Source organism: Streptomyces sp. NPDC005551, from assembly GCF_042871785.1.
Classification (GTDB): domain Bacteria; phylum Actinomycetota; class Actinomycetes; order Streptomycetales; family Streptomycetaceae; genus Streptomyces.
In genome coordinates, this window is the sequence record NZ_JBIAJE010000003.1 from 493,995 (window position 1) to 512,305 (window position 18,311).

Annotated in this window: 20 protein-coding genes; 10 read left to right on the forward strand and 10 right to left on the reverse strand. The window is 73.7% G+C overall.

The features are described 5' to 3' along the window. Positions 1 to 195: 195 nt before the first annotated feature. On the reverse strand, positions 196 to 1,302 hold the full coding sequence (locus ACFYP4_RS10510) for a MerR family transcriptional regulator (protein ID WP_388784582.1): 1,107 nt from the start codon (positions 1,300 to 1,302) through the stop codon (positions 196 to 198). A gap of 108 nt (positions 1,303 to 1,410) precedes the next feature. On the opposite strand from ACFYP4_RS10510, the gene ACFYP4_RS10515 reads away from it, so the two are divergent. The 4 genes from ACFYP4_RS10515 (at position 1,411) to ACFYP4_RS10530 (ending at position 4,225) form a co-directional block, all read left to right on the forward strand. Beyond that, positions 1,411 to 2,019: a sigma-70 family RNA polymerase sigma factor gene (locus tag ACFYP4_RS10515; RefSeq protein WP_358855150.1), complete on the forward strand. Its 609-nt coding sequence runs from the start codon at positions 1,411 to 1,413 to the stop codon at positions 2,017 to 2,019. 177 nt (positions 2,020 to 2,196) lie between these two features. Continuing rightward, on the forward strand, positions 2,197 to 2,781 hold the full coding sequence (locus ACFYP4_RS10520) for a sigma-70 family RNA polymerase sigma factor (protein WP_358855149.1): 585 nt from the start codon (positions 2,197 to 2,199) through the stop codon (positions 2,779 to 2,781). Further along, positions 2,778 to 3,533, forward strand: coding sequence for an anti-sigma factor domain-containing protein (locus ACFYP4_RS10525; protein ID WP_388784587.1), 756 nt, complete (start codon positions 2,778 to 2,780; stop codon positions 3,531 to 3,533). Before ACFYP4_RS10520 ends, ACFYP4_RS10525 begins: the two co-directional genes overlap by 4 nt. 251 nt (positions 3,534 to 3,784) lie before the next feature. Continuing rightward, positions 3,785 to 4,225: an SPW repeat protein gene (locus ACFYP4_RS10530; RefSeq protein ID WP_388784590.1), complete on the forward strand. Its 441-nt coding sequence runs from the start codon at positions 3,785 to 3,787 to the stop codon at positions 4,223 to 4,225. A gap of 149 nt (positions 4,226 to 4,374) precedes the next feature. Here the strand turns inward: ACFYP4_RS10530 and ACFYP4_RS10535 are convergent, their stop codons facing one another. Beyond that, entirely contained in the window at positions 4,375 to 5,169 is a 795-nt protein-coding gene (locus ACFYP4_RS10535) for a GNAT family N-acetyltransferase (RefSeq protein ID WP_358855501.1), read from the reverse strand. A gap of 564 nt (positions 5,170 to 5,733) precedes the next feature. Here ACFYP4_RS10535 and ACFYP4_RS10540 point away from each other — a divergent pair. Both ACFYP4_RS10540 and ACFYP4_RS10545 read left to right on the forward strand, forming a co-directional pair. After that, complete coding sequence (locus ACFYP4_RS10540) at positions 5,734 to 5,880, forward strand: hypothetical protein (protein ID WP_388784593.1); 147 nt, start codon at positions 5,734 to 5,736, stop codon at positions 5,878 to 5,880. Further along, complete coding sequence (locus tag ACFYP4_RS10545) at positions 5,877 to 6,560, forward strand: response regulator (protein ID WP_388784596.1); 684 nt, start codon at positions 5,877 to 5,879, stop codon at positions 6,558 to 6,560. The genes ACFYP4_RS10540 and ACFYP4_RS10545 overlap by 4 nt, the downstream gene beginning before the upstream one ends. A gap of 53 nt (positions 6,561 to 6,613) precedes the next feature. Here the strand turns inward: ACFYP4_RS10545 and ACFYP4_RS10550 are convergent, their stop codons facing one another. From ACFYP4_RS10550 to ACFYP4_RS10575, 6 genes are read right to left on the reverse strand one after another with little or no spacing between them, the layout of a single operon-like run. Then, positions 6,614 to 7,057 (reverse strand): MarR family transcriptional regulator, encoded by a 444-nt coding sequence (locus ACFYP4_RS10550; RefSeq protein ID WP_358855503.1) that lies wholly within the window; start codon positions 7,055 to 7,057, stop codon positions 6,614 to 6,616. 57 nt (positions 7,058 to 7,114) lie between these two features. Next, positions 7,115 to 8,038, reverse strand: a complete 924-nt coding sequence (locus tag ACFYP4_RS10555; RefSeq protein WP_358855504.1) for an alpha/beta hydrolase — start codon at positions 8,036 to 8,038, stop codon at positions 7,115 to 7,117. Between the two features lie 21 nt (positions 8,039 to 8,059). Continuing rightward, positions 8,060 to 9,031, reverse strand: a complete 972-nt coding sequence (locus ACFYP4_RS10560; RefSeq protein ID WP_388784599.1) for an amidohydrolase family protein — start codon at positions 9,029 to 9,031, stop codon at positions 8,060 to 8,062. Further along, the gene (locus ACFYP4_RS10565) at positions 9,028 to 9,315 is read right to left on the reverse strand and encodes a DUF1427 family protein (RefSeq protein ID WP_358855506.1); all 288 of its coding nucleotides are present in this window, start codon (positions 9,313 to 9,315) and stop codon (positions 9,028 to 9,030) included. The genes ACFYP4_RS10560 and ACFYP4_RS10565 overlap by 4 nt, the downstream gene beginning before the upstream one ends. Then, positions 9,312 to 9,458 (reverse strand): DUF1427 family protein, encoded by a 147-nt coding sequence (locus ACFYP4_RS10570; RefSeq protein WP_358855507.1) that lies wholly within the window; start codon positions 9,456 to 9,458, stop codon positions 9,312 to 9,314. The genes ACFYP4_RS10565 and ACFYP4_RS10570 overlap by 4 nt, the downstream gene beginning before the upstream one ends. Positions 9,459 to 9,463: 5 nt before the next feature. Continuing rightward, positions 9,464 to 10,024 (reverse strand): quercetin 2,3-dioxygenase, encoded by a 561-nt coding sequence (locus tag ACFYP4_RS10575; RefSeq protein WP_358855508.1) that lies wholly within the window; start codon positions 10,022 to 10,024, stop codon positions 9,464 to 9,466. Positions 10,025 to 10,233: 209 nt separating this feature from the next. On the opposite strand from ACFYP4_RS10575, the gene ACFYP4_RS10580 reads away from it, so the two are divergent. Beyond that, positions 10,234 to 10,980 (forward strand): MBL fold metallo-hydrolase, encoded by a 747-nt coding sequence (locus ACFYP4_RS10580; protein ID WP_388784603.1) that lies wholly within the window; start codon positions 10,234 to 10,236, stop codon positions 10,978 to 10,980. Between the two features lie 632 nt (positions 10,981 to 11,612). Next, positions 11,613 to 12,554 (forward strand): TauD/TfdA family dioxygenase, encoded by a 942-nt coding sequence (locus ACFYP4_RS10585; RefSeq protein ID WP_358855510.1) that lies wholly within the window; start codon positions 11,613 to 11,615, stop codon positions 12,552 to 12,554. A gap of 66 nt (positions 12,555 to 12,620) precedes the next feature. On the opposite strand, the gene ACFYP4_RS10590 is transcribed toward ACFYP4_RS10585, so the two are convergent. Then, the gene (locus ACFYP4_RS10590; protein WP_388784607.1) at positions 12,621 to 13,478 is read right to left on the reverse strand and encodes a GNAT family N-acetyltransferase; all 858 of its coding nucleotides are present in this window, start codon (positions 13,476 to 13,478) and stop codon (positions 12,621 to 12,623) included. Positions 13,479 to 13,877: 399 nt separating this feature from the next. On the opposite strand from ACFYP4_RS10590, the gene ACFYP4_RS10595 reads away from it, so the two are divergent. Further along, the gene (locus ACFYP4_RS10595) at positions 13,878 to 15,452 is read left to right on the forward strand and encodes an alpha/beta hydrolase (RefSeq protein WP_358855512.1); all 1,575 of its coding nucleotides are present in this window, start codon (positions 13,878 to 13,880) and stop codon (positions 15,450 to 15,452) included. Between the two features lie 224 nt (positions 15,453 to 15,676). Further along, positions 15,677 to 16,624, forward strand: a complete 948-nt coding sequence (locus ACFYP4_RS10600; RefSeq protein ID WP_388784611.1) for a ScbA/BarX family gamma-butyrolactone biosynthesis protein — start codon at positions 15,677 to 15,679, stop codon at positions 16,622 to 16,624. Positions 16,625 to 16,708: 84 nt separating this feature from the next. On the opposite strand, the gene ACFYP4_RS10605 is transcribed toward ACFYP4_RS10600, so the two are convergent. Next, entirely contained in the window at positions 16,709 to 18,283 is a 1,575-nt protein-coding gene (locus tag ACFYP4_RS10605; protein ID WP_358855514.1) for an MFS transporter, read from the reverse strand. Between the last annotated feature and the right edge of the window lie 28 nt (positions 18,284 to 18,311).

An 18,311-nucleotide genomic window follows, 5' to 3' on the forward strand; every position in this document is an offset into this window, starting at 1 on the left:
TGGCGGGTGTTCGCATTGTGGCTCGTGCTCCGGCGGCGCGCCCGGCGGACGCCTGACCCACCGTCGACGCCCGGCGGGGGGCCGCCCACGCGGTCGCGTACGTCCCGTCCGTTCTTCTCGCTGCCCCGGTTCCTCGGATGCATGAATGCCGGAGTGTTCCCGGCCGGGGCAGCGGGAACGGCAGCCCCGGAACGGTCAGGAGCGCACCTCGGGGCCGCCGGTCTCGTACGTGCCGGCCAGCGCGGCGAGCGCGTCCCGCAGGCCCGGCGGCCGGAGCATTCCCGGTGCCCGCTGTCCGGCCCAGCCCGGGCCCCCGAGCAGGACGACGGGCCGGCGGCGCGCCCCCGTGACGCCCCACCGGGTGGCCGCCACGTGCCGCGCGAGCGGAAGGCTCGCCGTGGAACGCGCCTGCGACCAGAGGACGACGGCCGAGGGGCCGAGCCGCCGTACGGCCGCGGTCAGGGCCTCGACGGGGACGGCCGAGCCGAACATCCGCGTCGGCAGACCGGCTTCGGCGAGCCCGGCGTTGAGTGCCTCCAGGGGCAGGGTGTGCTGCTCGCCGGGGACGCAGGCGAGGACCACGGGTCCCGCTCCGGTGTCCGCCCCTCCGTGGCCGGCCGGCCACGTCGCGCGGCGCAGGGCCGTGGAGATGTGCCAGGACAGCAGGTGCTCCACCTCGACGTACCGGTCCCCGGACGACTCCCACTTGCGCCCGACGGCGTGCAGGGTCGGGACCATCACGTCCTCCCAGGCGGCGACCACGCCGTGCAGTTCCACCAGGGAGACCAGCTGCCGCTCGACGGCGGGCGCGTCGAGCCGGACGGCGGCGCGGGCGAGGCCGCGGCACTCCTGACGGGCGTCCCCCAGAGGCAGCGCGCCGGGCGCCCGCGAGCGACCGCGCGGGCCCGGCCCGGGCGACGCCGGGCCGGGGGCCGGGGGGACTGCGCCGGAGGCCTCCTTGGCGGCGCGGGCCGCTTCGGCGGGAGGCACGCCGGACGACGTCAGGCGGCACATCGTCTCCAGCATCGCCACGTCCTGGGGCGTCCAGCGGCGGTGCCGTCCGTCGGCGCGGACCGCGGGGCCCAGGCCGTACCGCCGGTCCCAGGAGCGCAGGGTCGTGGGCGACACCCCGAGCCGACGCGCCAGCGCTCCCGTGGTGACGCCCGCCTCCAGGGCGGGATGCCCGGAGCCGGCTTCCGGGGCCGACTGTCCCCGGCTCCGGTTCGGGACCGCCTGCGCAGCGCCCCTGTCCGGGTCCGGTGGCACAGGAAGATGCCGCTCCGACGGGCCGTTCTCGCTCATGCCGCGACTATACGACGCAGAAACGATGCGACTTGTAGTCGTATCGGCGCGCTCCTGAGCATGGGGTCACCGAAAGCGGATCGAGCCCCACCGTGAGGAGTCGAGGTCATGACCGCACTGACATTGCCGCCCAGGGCCCCGGCGGCGGAGGCCCCCGCCGACGCGGACCTGGTCGAGGCGGACCTGGTCGAGGGCTTCGTGGCGGGCGAGGAGGCATCCCTGACGGGCGTGTACCGGCGCTGGGGAGCGCTGGTGCACACCCTGGCCTGGCGTTCCCTGGGCGACACACGGGAGGCCGAGGACGTCACGCAGCAGGTGTTCCTGGCCGCCTGGCGGGGCCGCGACGGCTACCGCCCCGAGCGCGGTGTCTTCGCCGGCTGGCTCGTGGGCATCACCCGGCGCAAGGTCGCGGACGCCCTGTCGGCCCGGACCCGGCGCGGCGACCTGGTCACCGCGGCCGGCTCCGCCCTCGCGGTCGCCGACCACTCGGCGCAGCACCCGGAGTCGGCGCTCGACCGGCTCCTGGTGCGGCACGAGCTGGCGCGACTGCCCGCACCTCAGCGCCGGGTCCTCCACCTCGCGTTCTACGAGGACCTGACCCAGACGCAGATCGCGCAACGCACCGGATGGCCGCTGGGCACGGTCAAGAGCCACTCCCGTCGGGGGCTGCTCCAGCTGCGCCACTGCCTCCAGCAGGAGGTGACGGCCCGGCGGTGACGGGCCGGTGAGCAGGACTGGCAAGCAGTCGATGCACGAACGTCGCAACAACCCCGTCCCTCGCCGGGCGCCGTCGTGTCCACCCGGGACTTTCGGTTCCGCGGCCTGGGGCCAATCCGCCGCGGCACCGGCTCCGGATCACTTCCGTACCTGTCGCACGTCCTGGAGGACCTTCCCGTGAAAGAAGCCGTGGAGATCGGGAGAAGCCCGTACGCGGAACCGAGTCTGCAGGACCTGATGGGAGAGGTCGCCCGTGGTGACCAAGAGGCCTTCGCATCCCTCTACGACGCCGTGGCGAGCCCGGTGCTCGGGATCGTGCGCAGGGTGCTGCGCGACCAGGCACAGTCCGAGGAGGTCACACAGGAGGTGCTCGTCGAGGTGTGGCGGACGGCCGCCCGGTACCGGCCCGAGCGCGGCTCGGTGATGAACTGGGTGCTCACCCTCGCCCACCAGCGTGCCGTGGACCGGGTGCGGTCGGTCGAGGCCGCCGCCGCGCGTGACCACAGGGCGGCCCTCCTGGACCGCACGCCCGAGTTCGACGAGGTGACCGAGCAGGTGGAGGCCCGTATGGAACGCGAGCAGGTCCGGCGCTGTCTGCGCACGCTGACGGAACTGCAGCGCCAGTCCGTGACGCTGGCGTACTACCGGGGGCTGACCTACCGCGAGGTGGCGGAGTTGCTGGCCCTGCCGCTCGGCACGGTCAAGACGAGGCTGCGCGACGGTCTCATCCGGCTCCGCGACTGCCTGGGGGTGACGGCGTGACCACCGTCGACCTGCACACGCTGACCGGGGCCTACGCGCTGCGCGCCCTCTCCGACGACGAACGCGGCGCGTTCGAACGGCATGCCGCGGACTGCGAGGCCTGCACGGACGAGGTCCGTGAGCTGTCCGAGACGGCGGCGCGGCTCGGTCTCGCGGTCTCCGCGCGTCCGCGCCCCGAGCTCAAGGGCCGGGTCCTGCGGCACATCACCACGGTTCGCCAGGATGCGCCCCGTACCGCTCCGCCGGGGAGGTCCGCCCGGCGGTCCGCCGCGCGGGCGACCTCTCTGTCCCGCTGGGCCCTCGCGGCGTGTCTCGCCGGCGCGGCCGCTCTCGGCGGTACGACGGCCTGGCAGCACGAGCGCGCCCAGGACGCCAGGGAACAGGCGCGGCAGACCGAGCGGCGGACCGACGCGGTCGCCTCGGTGCTGGCCGCCCCCGACGCGAAGACGCGTACCGCCGCGCTCGCGGACGGCGCCCGGGGCACGGTCGTCGTCTCCCGGAGCCGCGACGCGGCCGTGTTCATCGCCTCCGGGATGGCCAGGCCGCCCGGCGGCAAGGTCTACCAGCTGTGGTTCGACGACGGCGGGACGATGCGCTCGGCCGGACTGATGGATCCCGGCCGGAGCACGGAGGCGGTCCTCATGTCCGGTTCCGTCGACGGGGCGTCCGGCATGGGCATCACCGTCGAACCGGCCGGCGGATCCGCCGAGCCGACCTCGCGCCCGGTGGCCCTGATGGGGCTGCCCGCCTGAGACCCGGCCGCCCGGCCCGTCAGCGGCGGCTCCGGGCCGGGCGGTCCTCCGAAGCGTCGCCCGCCGGTCCCCCGACCGGCGGGCGACGCTGCCGCGTCCCGGCCGGCCCCGCTTCCCGCCCCGCACGCTGATTTCCGAGGCCCCTACAGCTACACATAAGCAAAAAATAAGAGCAAACTGGACCTCATGTGGCGCTTGCCGCACACATTCCCGGAGGCGGTCGGGCCACAAGAGGACGAAGGAGACGAGTCATGGCCAACGTCTCGCACACCCGGGGTGACATCACCAGCCACCCCGATGCCCCGGAGATGCGGGCCCGCTACGACCGCATGATGGGCGGCCGCGATGTGGCGCTCGTGGACGGACCGATGTTCCTGCTCGGCCTGTACTGCGCCGCCTCCCCGTGGATCCTCCACTACACGTCGAGCCAGCCGTCCCTCGTGGTGCACAACCTGATCATGGGCATCGCGATCGGCGTGCTGGCTCTCGGCTTCACCAACTCGCCGGAGCGGATGTACGGCCTGAGCGGAGCCCTGTGCGCGCTGGGTACGTGGATGATCATCTCGCCGTGGATCGTCGGTTCGAGCCCGGACACCGGGGTCGTGCTCAACAGCATCATCATCGGAGCACTGGCGGTGGTGATGGGCATGATCTGCATCGTCACCGCGGCGAAGAGCACGTCACGGGCTTGACAGCGAACGAGGAGCACGAGCCCGGGCCATCACCGCTCCCCCGGTCTCGCCGTACGGCTGGACGCGTCCAGGACGACCAGGCGCGCACCGACGGCCCGCACGGCGTCCAGAGGGGCGCCCTGGACCCCGGCATGACCCCTACGGCAGGTCTACGAAGACGCACCCCCGCCGAGCTCGTAGACGTACGGCGTCGTCGTGGTCAGCGGTACGAAGCCGAGGCGGGCGAGGATGGGGCGGCTCTGGCTGGAGGCGTCCACCTGGACGTAGCGGTAGCCGCGGTCGGCGGCGACCCGGGCACGGTGGGCGACGAGGGCGCGGTAGATGCCCCGGCCCCGCCAGCCCTCGACGGTGCCGCCGCCCCACAGCCCCGCGAATCTGGCCCCTGGTACGAGTTCCATCCGGGCCGCGCTGACCGGCAGGTCACCGGCGAGGGCCACCACGGCGACGACGTTGTCCGCGTCTCCGGTGAGCTGGGCGAGCAGCTGGTGGCGCAGGCGTGAGCTGTCCGTGCCGAAGGCCTGCCGGTGGACGTCCGCCACGAGGTCGACCCCGGCACTGTCGGTGACGGGCAGCAGCCGGACACCGTCCGGGGGCTCGGCGTCGAGAGCCAGGTCGCCCAGCTCGGCGACCATCAGCGTCTCCTCCGGCTCGGGGGCGAACCCGGCCGCCCGGAGCCGCCGTCCGAGGTCGTCCGGCCGGTCGTGGCCGTACAGCTTCCACTCGAACTCGCGCCCCAGACCGGCGAAGTACCGGATCTGCCCGGCTATCGCCGCGTCGGCACCCGCCTCGTCCAGATCCGACCAGACCACTCCGCTCCAGCCCTGGTCGGCACCGACCTGGCGCACCACCTTGCCGACGCGCTCCACCCGGGCTCCGGGGCCGTCGGGCCGCGCGCCCTCCCGCATGTCCCGGTCGAACAGGGCCAGTACCCCTACGTGATCCATGAGCTCACTCCAGCATCCGGCGGGAGTCCCTGCAATGGGATTACGCGGCCGTTTTCCGGCGGGCCGGAATCCGGCCTCGTCCTGACCGTCCGGCGCGGGCGCCCCGGTCGAAGTGCCCGCCCGGAAACGGCGTCCCGCGCCCGGCCCTGACGGGCGCCCCGCGCCCGAACGGGTGGGGTGTGCGGCCAGCATCCAGGAGACACGTCTCACCCCGACCGGAGAAGAACTCCCGGCCGGCCGCCCGGTCGGGCATCCCGCCCCGACCGGAACGGACTCCCGTCCACCCGTGTCCGCCGGACAGCCGCCCCCGGCCGCCGCGCCCGCTTCACCGCTCCGTGCCGCGCACGGCGGGACGGCGCCGCGGCCTTCCCGGCGGGTACTTGACCGGATCCGGTCGTCGCCCGTGGCGGGCGGACGGCGACCTTTCCGGAGTCCCACCTGGCTGCCGCCCCGTCGGATGTGCGATCCGGGCCGCCCGTGACACCGCCCGACACGGGCGCCCCTCGGCGGCCGTTCGGAGCCGGTTTCGTCCACCATGGACTCAGCCCCAGACCGGAGGACCCGATGGCCACCACCCTGGAGCGGTACACCAAGACCCGCCCGCGCACCGCCGACACGGCGACAGCCCTGCTGCTGTACGCCTGCCTTCCCGTCGGGAACCCCCACCCGCACCCGCGATCCCCGGAACCGGAAGAAGAGCGAACCCGATGACCATCCGCGTCCTGCTCGCCGACGACCAGGCCCTGCTCCGGGCCACCTTCCGCATCCTGATCGAGTCCTGCCCCGACATGGACGTGGTCGCCGAGGCCACCGACGGCAGGGAGGCGGTCGATCTCGCCCGCGCCCACCACCCCGACGTCGTGCTCATGGACATCCGTATGCCCGGTACCGACGGGCTGACCGCCACCACCGCCATCTGCGCCGACCCGGAGCTGGCGACGACCCGTGTCCTCATCCTGACCACCTTCGAGATCGACGAGTACGTCGCCCAGGCACTGCGGGCCGGCGCCAGCGGTTTCCTCGGCAAGGACGTGGGCGCCGACGCGCTGGTGAGCGCCCTGCGCACCGTGGCCGCGGGCGACGCCCTGCTCTCGCCGCTGGCCACCCGTGCCCTCATCACCCGTTACCTCGCCGCGCCGGTGCCCGGGAGCCCGCTCGCGCCTCCCGAGGCCCTCGCCGCGCTCACGGCCCGCGAGCGGGAGGTGATGGTGCTGGCCGCCGAGGGGCTCTCCAACGCCGAGATCGCCGATCAGCTCGTCGTCAGCCCGCTGACCGTACGCACCCACGTCCATCGCACGATGACCAAGCTCAGCGCCCGCGACCGCGCCCAACTGGTCGTCATGGCCTACCAGTCCGGCCTCGTACAGCCCGCGCCGCCGGCCGCGTACTGAAGGTCGGCCGCCGCACGGCCCGTGCCCGCCTGCCCGGGGCGTGCGCTGTCGGGTCAGGGTGCCGGGACGAGAGGCGGCGGGCCCCAGTCGGCGGTCAGGGCCTGCCGCAGCGCGTCCGCGCCGGCCCCGCCGATCCGGTCGGCGAGGGCCGACTCGATGACGCCGATGGCGGCCTGGGCCCGCTCGTGGACGCGCTGCCCCTCGGCGGTGGTGCGGATCAGCCGTCGGCGCGCCGAGCCGGGGTCGGGGACCTGCTGGAGGAGGCCCATGGCGATCAGGCCGTGGACGGCCTGGTGGACGGTCTGGCGGGTGACGCCGATGCGGCGGGCGAGCTCCGAGACCGTGGTCCCCTCCGCGTCGAGCATCGCGAAGACGGAGGCCTGCGCCGTGCTCACCGGCTGCTCTCCCGCACTCTCCATGCTCGCCATCAGGGCGTCGTCGAACCAGCGCTTGGCTTCGGTGAGCAGTTGGGGAAGGTTGGCCGCGCGGTGGCTCATGGCTCCTCAGGGGGTCGGTGGACGGGAGAATTATCCACTCGACGGCCCCGGGGGCGGTCAGCCGGTGTGCTCCGTATGCCGGGCGACGAAGTCGAGCGTCGTGGTGAAGCACTGCTCCACGCCGCCCGGCGACAGACCGACCCACAGGTGCTCGCCGCCCTCGACCGGCCGGAAGTCGGCCTGGACGCCGGCCTCCCGCAGGGCCGCGACGAGGCGCTCGCTCTGGGCGAAGGGGACGATCGTGTCCGCGGTGCCGTGCAGGACGAGGAACGGCGGCGCACCCGCCGTCACCCGCCGGGCCGGGCTCGCGGCACGGGCGGCCGCGGGGTCGTCGGCGAGGGCCGAGCCGATGAGCAGCGCCTCGAACGTGGTGGGATCGGTCGCCTCGTAGCGGCCGGCTGGATGATCCTCGGCGAGCCGGGTGAGGTCGGAAGGTGCGTACCAGACGGCGCATCCACGCAGGGTGGCGGTGCCGGGGTGTCCTTCGGCGGTGAGGGCGGCGAGGGCGGCGAGGTGACCGCCCGCGGACTCGCCCCACACGACGGTGCGGCCGGTGTCCAGGCCGAGTTCGCCGGACCTGAGGTGCAGCCACCGCAGGGCCGAGGTGATGTCGTCGAGCTGCGCGGGGTGGACGGCTTCACCGCTCAGCCGGTAGTCGGGGCAGGCGACGGCGTACCCGGCGCGGACCAGGCGGGCGAACGGGCCGGGAACCCAGTCCCGGAAGCGGGGCCCGACGTCGTCGCGCAGACCCGTGCGCCAGGCACCCCCGTGCACGAAGACGACCACCGGCACGGGGCCGGTCGCCTCTTCGGGGAGCCAGAGGTCCAGCTCCAGCGGCCGGGTGCCCTCCCTGACGGTGTGGACGGCGCCGCGCAGCAGCCGTACTCCGGGCTCGGGGTGGGCGGCGGGCGGCAGGGGCAGCCGGGCCGGGTCCGGCGGTGCGAGCAGTTCGAGGGGGAAGGACGGTCCTGGTACGGCCATGGAGGTCTCCGGTCGGTCGGTTCAGCGGGCGAGACGCGGGAGCAGGGCACGGGCGTTGGCCGTGGTCAGGGACCGCCAGGTCGCGCCGTCCACGGGGGCGGGCTCGGTGTCGAAGGACGCGGCGTGCGCCTGGGCCGCGGCGGCCGGGGTCCAGCAGTAGTCGCTGCCGTACAGCAGCCGTTCGGGGCGGGCGAGGCTCAGCAGCGCCGGAACCTGGCGGGGGAACGCCGGTCCCGCCAGGTCGTAGTAGAGCCCGCGCAGTTGGGCGACGGCGTCCGGGGCCGCGGTGCCGGTCGGCATGAACAGTTTCATGAAGCCGCCGATGCGGTCGGCCAGCACGGGCAGCGCGCCTCCGCAGTGCGGGACGACGACCTTCAGGTCCGGGCAGCGCTCCAGCGTGCCGGCGAAGAGCAGGTCGGTGACGGCGCGCGCGGTGTCGAAGACGAACTCGACCATGGGGCGCGGCCGGCCGAGCGCGGACTGCTCCCAGCACACCGGCGAGGTGGGGTGCACGAAGACGACGGCTCCGCGGCGGTTCAGCTCGGCGAAGACCGGTTCGAGGCGCTCGTCGCCGAGGTAGACGCCGTGGGTGTTGGTCTCCAGGACGACGCCGTCCGCTCCCAGTGTGTCGAAGGCGTACGCGATCTCCGCGAGGGCCCCGTCGACGTCGGGCAGCGGCAGTGAGGCGAACAGCCCGAAGCGGCCGGGGTGTTCGCGCACGATCCGCGCCCCGTCCTCGTTGACCTCCCGGGCCAGTTCGCGGGCGGCCACCGGGTCGCCGAAGAAGACTCCCGGTGAGGACACGGAGAGGACCGCCGTGTCGATGCCGCTGCGGTCCATCAGCTCCAGGTGGGCCCCGGCCGACCAGCCCGGCCAGGCCGGCACCCCGTCGGGCCGTTCGTGTCCGGCCGCCATGGCCTGCCGGATGTAGGAGTCGGTGACGAAATGCGCGTGGACGTCGACGAGTCCGGGAGTGTGGGCCGTTGCGCTCATGAGGGGGTGTCCTCGCCTGGTGCGGAAGGTGGACGGGAGGGGGCCGCGGGGGCTGTCTGCGGTGCGGCGGGCCGGCGTGCGCGGCGGGAGCGGACCGCGGAGGCCGCACGTTCCCCGGCGACGATGCCGGCCAGGCCGGTCAGTCCGAGGAGGGGAGGCGCGGGCGAGGTGACGCCCAGCGCCCAGTAGACGGCGCCCATCAGCAGGCCGGCGGCGAAGGAGAGGCCTGCCGCCCGCAGGAACGTGGCAGCGCGGGCCGCCCGGGACTCCGACGGGGCGCTCACAGGGCCTCCAGGATCGCCTGGCCGAGCAGCATGCCGAGCAGTCCGAACAGGGCGAACGGCGGCGGTGCGGGTGACTTCACCCGCACCACCACGTAGAGCACGCCCACCAGGACGCCCGCGAGCAGCGCCTTGAGGTAGGGCACGGCGGTCAGCTTCCGGTGCGCCACTCGTGGCCGGGCAGGAAACGCACGTCGTTCTCCCTGGGCACGGTCGCGAACTTCGCCGGCTCGGGCACGAACGGCTGTGCGGGCAGGGTGAGTTCGTCGGTCGGGGTGCCCAGCCGCTCGAAGAACCGCTCGAAGGTGCCGCCCGGTCCCGCGGCCACGCCGACGATCTGGGTGTGGTGCCGCTCCATGCGGTAGGCGTGCGGGCAGTTCTTCGGTACGAAGCCGAAGTCGCCGGAGGTGAGGAGCTTCTCGTACTGCTCCCCCGCCAGGTCCTCCACGAACAGGCGCACCGCGCCCTGCGTGACGTAGAAGACCTCGTGGGTGTCGGCGTGGGAGTGGGCGGGGATGATGTCGCCCCTGGGCCCCTCGCAGGTGAAGAAGTTGAAGGTGTTCTCCGTCTGCTCGCCGCCCGCGTAGATCGTGACGAGGTCGCCGAAGAGGTGTGCCCGGTCGCCCATGCCCTTCTCGATGAAGTACGGCTTGCCCGGCTCGGGCGGGATGAGGGAGCGGGTCCGGTACTGGGTGGCGTACTCGATGGTCATGCGTAACCTCCGGCCTCTCACTGGATGAATGTCAGGCTACCTGACATCTACCTCGCTGTCCCGCCCCGGGCGCGGCCGGCCGGTGCGGAGGAGCGGCACGGTCGGTCGTTGCCGAGCGGCGTGCGGCAGCCGGGGCGGCACGCGTGCGCGATAGCTTCGCCCTGACACGGTCCGGGCCGGCCGTGCGAGACCCCGACCGCGGGAGAGTCATGCGCGAGGACGCGATCGTCCAGGTGGCAGCCGGAGTTCATCTGGTGCACGGCAGCGACACGAACTGGGTCGTCCTGTCCGACGGCGACGCGGTCACCCTGGTCGACACGGGCTACCCCGGTGACCGCGAGCGGGTCCTCGCCTCGCTGCGGGCGCTCGGCCACCCGCCGGAGGCGCTGACCGCCGTACTGATCACCCACGCGCACAACGACCACCTCGGCTCCGCCGAGTACCTCAGCCGCGCCTTCGGCGTCCCCGTCCATCTGCACGAGGCCGAGGTGCCGCACGCACGGCGCGAGTTCCTGCACCAGGTGTCCGTCGGGCAGGTCATGCGCCGGGCGTGGCGCCCGGGGGTGCTGCCCTGGGCGGTACGGGCCCTGCGCGCGGGCGGCACCGCGGACGTCCGCGTGACGGAGCCCCGGCCGTTCCCCGCGCCGGGCGCGCTCGACCTGCCCGGGCGTCCCGTCCCGGTCCACACGCCCGGCCACACGGCCGGTCACTGCGTCTTCCATCTCCCCGAAGCGGGCGTCGTCATCTCCGGTGACGCGCTGGTCAGCGGGCACCCCACGTCCCGCGTCCGCGGCCCGCAACTGCTGCCCGCGATGTTCGACGCCGAGCGCGGGCGGAGCCTCGCGGCGCTGCGCCGTATCGAGGGCCTCGCGGCGGACGTCCTGCTCCCTGGGCACGGGCCCGTGCACCACGGGCCGGTGCGGGCTGCCGCGGAACGGGCGCGGGAGCTGGGCTGAGCGGCGTTCGGCCGCGCGTCACGGATCCGTACGACCCGGCGCACCACCGGCGTAGGCACCTCCGGGCCACCGATCCCCGCCGCCCGGAGGGCATCCGCCGGTGTGGACACCCCCGGGCCCACCGATCCTCACCGCCAGAGCGCACCACCGGCGCAGACACCGCCGCCCCGCCGACCCCCGCTGCCCGGAACGCACCGAAGGCCTGGACACCGCCGCCCGCGGCCCCGCGGGCGGCGGGCGGCGGGGCCGCGGGCCGTGCTCGCGCTTGTCCCGGCACCGTGGTCGCACACCTTGGCCACGGCACCATCGCCTGGTGGGCACGGCCTCCGCCCGCAACGTTGCGGCGGGATGAACATCGCACGGCGCCGCTGAACCTCGCCCCACCGCCCGGTGCCTCCCCCGCCCCGCCCGCATACCGTCCGTGAATCCGCAGGTCAGCGGGTAGGCGTCGGCATCGAACCCGGGTTTCCACGGCACCGATCACACATCTGGCCTGCGGCGGCCGGGCGGGCGGACCGTCCTTGACGGGCGTTCGCCGGAATTGCGACGCTCCTCGCCACCCCATCCCCACCCCCCGCCCGGCGTCCTCCCCGCGCCCCAAGCGTCGCCCCGCACCCGAAGGGAACCCAGCGATGACCTCCGCACCCGCTGTCGCCGTCTCGCCCGGCCGGCGGCTCACCGTCCAGCAGCTCGGCGGCCGGCTCGGCGCCGTGATCTCCGGGATCCGCCTCGGCGGCGACCTCGCACCCGACACCGTGGCCGCCCTGCGCGCCGCGCTGCTCCGGCACAAGGTGGTCTTCCTCCGCGGCCAGGACCACCTCGACGAGGCGGGCCACGAGGCTTTCGGACGGCTGCTCGGGGACCCGGTCGCCCACCCCACCGTGCCGTCCGCGGACGGGCGGTACGCGCTGGGCATCGACTCCGATCACGGGGGCCGTGCCAACCAGTGGCACACCGACGTGACGTTCGTGCCCGCGTACCCCGCGTTCTCGGTCCTGCGCGCCGTCGTCGTCCCGCCCTACGGCGGCGACACTTTGTGGGCCAACACCGCGACGGCGTACGAGAACCTGCCCGAGCCGTTGCGCGCGCTCGCCGACTCCCTGCGTGCGCTGCACACCAACGACTACGACTACGCGGCGCTGCGTCCCGATGCCGTGCCGGAGCAACTCGAGCGATACCAGCGGGTGTTCACCTCGACGAGGTTCCGCACCGAGCACCCGGTGGTGCGCGTCCACCCGGAGACGGGTGAACGCACGCTGCTGCTCGGCAGCTTCGTGCAGCGCGTCGTCGGCCTGCCCGCCGCCGACTCTCGGACGCTCCTCCAGCTGTTCCAGTCGCACATCGAGCGCCCGGAGAACACCGTGCGCTGGCGGTGGCAGCCCGGCGACGTGGCGATCTGGGACAACCGGGCGACCCAGCACTACGGCGTGGACGACTCCGACGACCACGAGCGGCGGCTCCGCCGCGTCACCGTCGACGGCGACGTGCCGGTCGGTGTGGACGGCCGCCCCTCCGTGCCGGTGGAGCCCGAGGCGGCGCCCGTCCCGGCGTCCCTCCCCTCGGCCGCGGCCTGAGCACGGCGTGCGGATGCCCGGACGGCGGTCCGTCCGGGCATCCTCAGGCCACCGAAGAGACCCGATTCAGCCGAGTTCCAGTGTCGTGACGCCGAAGACGCGCTCCGCGGCGAAGGGCCGCACCGGGCCGGTGTACATGCGGGCCGTCTCGAAGGAGGGGGTGAGACCCAGTTCCTCGGCGAGGGCGACGGCGGGCGCGTTGTTCTCGGGGACGTCGAGCGCCACCTCGCTGCCTGCGATCCCGGCGGTCAGTCCGGCGAAGAGCGCCCGGGCGTCCTCTGCGGTGTCGGCGAACAGCGGGCCGACGCGCCAGGCGTCCCGGCCCGGGCGGATCACCCCGTAGCCGGTGAGCCGCCCGCCGGTGACGCGGGCCACGGCACGGTGCCCGTCCTCGGCGAGCCAGCGCTCCACGAAGCGCGGCCGGTCCGCGGGGAAGCAGGCGCTGTCGTACGCGGTGACGGCGCCGAGGTCCTCGACGGGACGCACGGGACGCACCCCCCGCGGAACCGCCGTCACCGGCGCGACACCGCTGTGGCGGACGGTGCGGTGGGCGGGGTGGAACCCGGACCTGCGGTAGTTGTCCTGCTGCGCCACCACCCCGTCCAGGCCGACGGTCCGGGTGCCGGCGTGAGCCAGCGCCGTCTTCCAGGTGGTGATCCCGTGACCGTGGCCGCGCAGGTCGGGGCGTACCAGGTAGAAGCCGAGGAAGGAGTAGTCGGCGCCGTAGTTGACGACCGAGACGGCCGAGACGGGCTCCCCGTCGATCCTCCCGACGAAGAAGCCGTCGGGATCCTGGGCGAAGAAACTCGGGGCGTCCGAGAGCCCCGGATTCCATCCCTCGGCCGCCGCCCATCCGGTGATCACCGTCCAGTCGTCCTGCGAGGCCTGGCTGACGACGAGGTCGTGGGAGACCGGAGAGGTCATCGGTGCGCTCCACTTCGTGGGGGTCGTTGGTGTGCGGTGGTCGGCCGCACCGCAGCATCCTCGCCGATCCCGGCGGTACGGACCATGCCGGGCCGGATCGTTGGGGTCGTCAATCAGCCATCGGGCGCGCCCTGTTGACCGCACGGGGCACCGCGGGGGTTCGCCCGCACCTGCGCCGTCCGCGGCCTCGCGCCCGCAGCGCCGTCCCCGGCCGGAGCGGACCGGACGCCGTCAACCACGGCGGGCGCGCCGCAGTGGCGGCGCCAGGGTAAGGCACACCGGCCCGTGCCGCTCGCCGGGAGGCGTGGCCCCGGGGGTCCGCCTATCGTGATCGAGGGGTGCCCCGGCACGCGGTGCACGGGGCCCCCGGTCCGCAGCCGGGCGTCCCAGGAGGCTTGCATGCTGTCCGTGCACCAACGCCGCGTCCTCGCCGGAGCCGCGACAGCGGCACTGGCCCTGCTGGCGGCGGAGCTGCCGTCCGCGGCGACGGCCGCCGACGGCCCCGACCTCACGCGCTTCTACGACCAGAAGATCAAGTGGGTCGCCTGCGCGGACGAGGAAGCACCCGAGGACCTCCAGTGCGGGAAGGTCACCGTCCCGCTGGACTACGCGCGCCCCGGCGCGGGGACCCTCGAACTGGCGGTGGCCCGCTACCGCGCGACCGGCCCGTCGCGCGGTTCCGTCCTGCTGAACTTCGGCGGTCCCGGCGGGTCGGGCGTCAGCGAACTCGCCACCGGCGGCAAGGACTTCATGGGTCTCACCAACGGCTACGACGTGGTGACCTTCGACCCCCGCGGCGTCGGCCGGTCCTCCCCCGTCAGCTGCGGCGAGGGCGCGGCCGAGGCCGAGGCGGACAGCACGCGGGAGACCGATCCCCGCAGGACGCTGGAGGACCTGCGGAAGACGGCGGACGAGTGCGTGAAGCACTCCGGGCCCGTACTGGCGCACATAGGCACGGTGAACGCCTCGCGCGACCTGGACGTGATGCGGGACGCGCTGGGCGACGACAAGCTCAACTACCTCGGTTTCTCGTACGGGACGCGGCTGGGCGCGGTGTACTCGGCGCAGTTCCCGAAGAAGGTCGGCCGGATGGTGCTCGACGGGGTGGACACGCTCACCGAGCCTCTTGCCGAGCAGGGCGTGGTGGGGGCGGAGGGGCAGCAGACCGCCCTGGAGGACTTCCTCGGCTGGTGCACCGCGCACATGACCTGCCCCTTCGGAGAGGACCCGCGTTCGGCGCGGGAGGACGTCGTCGCGCTCGTCGAGTCGCTGGACCAGGACCCGGTGGCGACGGACTTCGGGCAGGCCTTCTCCGGTCAGGACCTGGTCGGGGCGATCAGTCAGGCGTTGTACAGCCGGCAGCTGTGGCCGACCCTCGAACACGCCCTGTCCTCTCTCGTGCAGGACGGTGACAGCCAGGGGCTCATGCAGCTGTCGGGCGGCGTCGCCCTGCCGGACACCCGCCGGGAGGACCGCGCGGCCGCCCCTGGCCACGACGGGGGTCTCGTCGACCCGATGGAGGTCCCCTTCGACAACCTTCCGGCCGCGCTCGTAGCGATCAACTGCGCGGACGACCCGGACCGGCCGACCGCCGACCAGGTCACCAGGGACATGGGCCGACTCCGCGCCGAGTACGAGAGGGCGTCGCCGGTCTTCGGCCGTTACCGGCTGACCCAGGTGCTGATGTGCTACGGCCGCCCCCGGGGCACCGACTTCATCCGTGACGAGGTCCGTGACGTCGGCGCCGCGAAGATGCTGCTCGTCGGCACCCGGGGCGACCCGGCGACCCCGTACCGCTGGACCCAGGAGACCGCCGAGCGGCTCGGGTCCTCGGCCGTCGTCCTCGACAACAAGGGCGAGGGGCACACGGGGTACGCGTCCTCGAAGTGCGTGCACCGGAAGGTCGACGATTTCCTGCTGTACGGCTCCCTGCCGGACGACGGCAGCTCCTGCGGCTCCGACGCGCAGGACTGAACGGATGTTCACGCGGCGCGTGAACACCCCGGGGAAGCCGTGTCGAGCGTGCCTCCCGTGCGGCCGGGCGAGCCCGCGTGATGTAGCGATGACCGGCACATGAGAACGGGCTGCCAGCGTGAACACCCCAATGCGCTCACAGAAAAAAGGGGAATCGGGTGTCCGTTCTGACGGAAACACATGCCGCGCGATCCGCTCCGGCCGACCTCACCTACGAACACACGGTGAGCAGGAGCCTGGTGCACCGCCGGGCCCTGTCCGAGGTGTTCCTGACCGACAGCAGGACCACCGACGGGACGCACTTCGTCGCGGCCGCCCAACTGCCGCCGTCGCATGCCTACTTCACGGACCACACGACCGCGGCGGTGGTCGACCCGCTGCTGCTCCTCGAATGCTGCCGGCAGGCCGAGACGCACGCGGTGCACGCCCACTTCGGTGCGCCGAGAAACACCAAGTTCGTCCTCAAGTCCTGGACTCTGGACCTGCCCGAGCCGGCGGACCTGCCCTCCGGCCACGGCCCCACGCCCCTCGTGCTCGCCGTCGGCACGCAGGACGCGCAGTGGAGCAGCGGAGCCCTGCGGGCGCTCACCTACCGCATGCGGATCGAGGTGGACTCCAGGCAGGTGGGCGAGGCGCGGATGCAGGTGCAGTACGTGCCCGACGCCGTGTACGGCACACTGCGCCGCCGCGGCCGGAGCGGCCCGGTGCCCACGTCGGACGACTTCCGTGCGGCGGCGGCCGGTGAGCCGGTGGCGCCGGCGCGGGTGGGCCGGACCCGGCCCGAGAACGTGATCCTGCTCGACGCGCGCACCGAGCCCGACGCCGTACGCGCTCGCCTGCGCATAGCCGGTGACCACCCGAGCCTTTTCGACCACGCCCAGGACCACGTTCCCGGCATGGTCCTGATGGAGGCCGGCCGCCAGGCCTTCCTGCTCGCCGCCGAGGAGTTCACGGGTGATCCGGCGTCCTCCTGGTGCCTCGTCGGCCTCGAGGCGTCCTTCGGTGCCTACGCGGAACTGGACGCGCCGCTGACGGTCGTGGGACACCGGCCCACCACCGTCGCGCGTGCCGGGGGCCGCGCGGCCCTCGGCGTACGTGTGACGTTCGAGCAGGCCGGGCGTCCCGTCGCGGAGGCCGCGTTCACCGGTGTGAGCACGCGCGGGGGGCAGTAGCCGCCGCGGCGCGGAACGGCTGTGGGCCCCTCCCGTTTCCACGGAGGGGCCCACAGCCGTTCTGCGGCCGGTTCACGTCGGGGCCTACGCCTCCTGGCCGGCCCCGGTGCCGTCCAGGTCCCGGTCGCGGACCATGGTGAAGATGGCCACCGCTCCGGCGAACGCCACGCAGGCGAGCACCACATAGACCACGTCCCAGCCGTGCTGCAGTCCCTGCACCGCCCGGTCCGCCAGGGCGCCGCCACCCGCGGAGCGTGCGGAATCCAGCCGACCCTGCACCACGTCGTCGGCCAGCGCGCCGCTGTCGCGCACACCGGCGGAGGAAAGCTGCCGGCGCGTGGAGGTGAGCAGCAGCCCTGCCACACATGCCACACCGATGGTCTCCCCGGCGACCCGGAGCGTGTTGAACATGCCGGACGCCATACCGCTGCGCTCGGGCGGCACCACGCTCACCGCGGCGTTGTCCATGACACCGAAGGCCAGGCCGATCCCGACGCCGGCGAGCAGCAGGGTGGCGTACATCCCGGTGCGCGAGGACACCGGGTCGGTGAACGTCATCAGGAGCAGCGCGACGGCCAGGACGGCGGGGCCGACGGCGAGCAGCAGCCGTACCGAGAGCCACCGCACCAGCACACCGGAGAACAGCGGCAGCACGAACACGGGCAGGGTGAGCGGCAGCAGCATCGCCCCGGACACGGTCGAGTTGGCGCCGCCCACGCCCTGGAAGTACGGCGGCAGGTACACGAGAAGAGCCGCGAAGGCGAAGACGATGCTCACCGGCTGCCAGATGATCGCCACGAAGGTGGGGCGGCGCAGCAGGCTCAGATCGAACATCGGCTCACGGCTGCGCAGTTCCACCAGCACGAACGCGGTGAGGAACAGCGCCGCGCCCGCGAACGCACCCAGCGTTGCCACGCCGGACCAGCCCTGCGAGGGACCCTCGACGAATCCGAGGGCCAGGAGCAGCAGGGCGAGCGTGAAGGTCAGCACGCCCGGCAGGTCGATCCGCCGGGCGTCGGGGTTGCGCGACTCGGGCAGCGGCCGGGCCAGAATCAGCACGACCGCGCCGAGCAGCACGTTGACGAGGAACACCGCATGCCAGGACGCCGCTCCCACGAGCAGCCCGGAGACGAAGGGCCCCATGGCGAGGCCGAAGCCGATCGCGGCGCCGAAGATGCCGAAAGCCCTGGCGCGGGCGGGGCCGTGGAAGGTGTGGGCGAGCAGCGCCGACCCGCTGGTCAGCACGGCGGCCGCGCCCACGCCCTGGGCGAAACGGGCCACGTCCACGAGCAGGATGGTCGGCGCCGTGCCGGCGACGAGGGAGGCCAGCGCGAACACCGTCGTACCGCCGAGGAAGAGTCGGCGGCGGCCGAACAGGTCCGCGGCGGAACCGGCGGCGAGCATGAAGGCCGTGAAGGCGACGTTGTAGGCGTTGAGCACCCACTGGGTGGACGCCGCGGACGCCTTGAGGTCACCGGACATCTCGGCGAGTGCCACCCCGGGGCCGGTCACCGAGATCGGCAGCATCACCGCTGCCAGGGCGATGGCGACCAGCACCCGGGTGGGCCCGACCGAGGGGCCGCCCGCGGCGGCGGAGGGCGGGGCCGTGGTGTCGGCACCGCAGGCGTGCAGATCCTCTTGGGCAGATGAGTTGGACATCCGTACGTCTCAATCCGTGTGTCTGATC

Excerpts from the sequence above, each read along its gene's own strand:
- ACFYP4_RS10510 (WP_388784582.1), bottom strand. The coding sequence starts at position 1,302 with ATGAGCGAGAACGGCCCGTCGGAGCGGCATCTTCCTGTGCCACCGGAC.
- ACFYP4_RS10515 (WP_358855150.1), top strand. The coding sequence starts at position 1,411 with ATGACCGCACTGACATTGCCGCCCAGGGCCCCGGCGGCGGAGGCCCCC.
- ACFYP4_RS10530 (WP_388784590.1), top strand. The coding sequence starts at position 3,785 with ATGGCCAACGTCTCGCACACCCGGGGTGACATCACCAGCCACCCCGAT.
- ACFYP4_RS10535 (WP_358855501.1), bottom strand. The coding sequence starts at position 5,169 with ATGGATCACGTAGGGGTACTGGCCCTGTTCGACCGGGACATGCGGGAG.
- ACFYP4_RS10540 (WP_388784593.1), top strand. The coding sequence starts at position 5,734 with ATGGCCACCACCCTGGAGCGGTACACCAAGACCCGCCCGCGCACCGCC.
- ACFYP4_RS10545 (WP_388784596.1), top strand. The coding sequence starts at position 5,877 with ATGACCATCCGCGTCCTGCTCGCCGACGACCAGGCCCTGCTCCGGGCC.
- ACFYP4_RS10550 (WP_358855503.1), bottom strand. The coding sequence starts at position 7,057 with ATGAGCCACCGCGCGGCCAACCTTCCCCAACTGCTCACCGAAGCCAAG.
- ACFYP4_RS10555 (WP_358855504.1), bottom strand. The coding sequence starts at position 8,038 with ATGGCCGTACCAGGACCGTCCTTCCCCCTCGAACTGCTCGCACCGCCG.
- ACFYP4_RS10560 (WP_388784599.1), bottom strand. The coding sequence starts at position 9,031 with ATGAGCGCAACGGCCCACACTCCCGGACTCGTCGACGTCCACGCGCAT.
- ACFYP4_RS10575 (WP_358855508.1), bottom strand. The coding sequence starts at position 10,024 with ATGACCATCGAGTACGCCACCCAGTACCGGACCCGCTCCCTCATCCCG.
- ACFYP4_RS10580 (WP_388784603.1), top strand. The coding sequence starts at position 10,234 with ATGCGCGAGGACGCGATCGTCCAGGTGGCAGCCGGAGTTCATCTGGTG.
- ACFYP4_RS10585 (WP_358855510.1), top strand. The coding sequence starts at position 11,613 with ATGACCTCCGCACCCGCTGTCGCCGTCTCGCCCGGCCGGCGGCTCACC.
- ACFYP4_RS10590 (WP_388784607.1), bottom strand. The coding sequence starts at position 13,478 with ATGACCTCTCCGGTCTCCCACGACCTCGTCGTCAGCCAGGCCTCGCAG.
- ACFYP4_RS10595 (WP_358855512.1), top strand. The coding sequence starts at position 13,878 with ATGCTGTCCGTGCACCAACGCCGCGTCCTCGCCGGAGCCGCGACAGCG.
- ACFYP4_RS10605 (WP_358855514.1), bottom strand. The coding sequence starts at position 18,283 with ATGTCCAACTCATCTGCCCAAGAGGATCTGCACGCCTGCGGTGCCGAC.